1 protein-coding gene is annotated in these 287 nt (G+C 61.3%); it reads left to right on the plus strand.

Annotated elements, in window-relative coordinates; genetic code table 11:
• Positions 1–65 precede the first annotated feature (65 nt).
• On the plus strand, positions 66–287 hold a 222-nt coding region (locus tag J4G32_RS21110; RefSeq protein WP_210497656.1), incomplete at its 3' end, for a signal peptidase II.

The raw sequence follows: 287 nt of genomic DNA on the forward strand, positions 1-287 counted from the left end.
GCGCGGGTGAGGTTCGTCACTATGCGTGATACGCGCTGGACGATCGGCGGGCCGGAGGCTGTGCAATGAGTGCGCGTTTCGGTCGGCTCGCCTGGCTGTGGCTCAGTGTGCTGGTGATCGCCTTCGATCAGGCGACCAAACACTACTTTGAAGCCAACTTCAGCCTGTACCAGAAGGTCGACGTGATCCCGGGCTACTTCGCCTGGACGCTGGCCTATAACACCGGAGCAGCATTCAGTTTCCTCGCCGATCACGGCGGCTGGCAGCGTTGGCTGTTTGCGGTGATC

The sequence above is a fragment of the Microvirga antarctica genome (genome assembly GCF_017921815.1).
Classification (GTDB): domain Bacteria; phylum Pseudomonadota; class Alphaproteobacteria; order Rhizobiales; family Beijerinckiaceae; genus Microvirga; species Microvirga antarctica.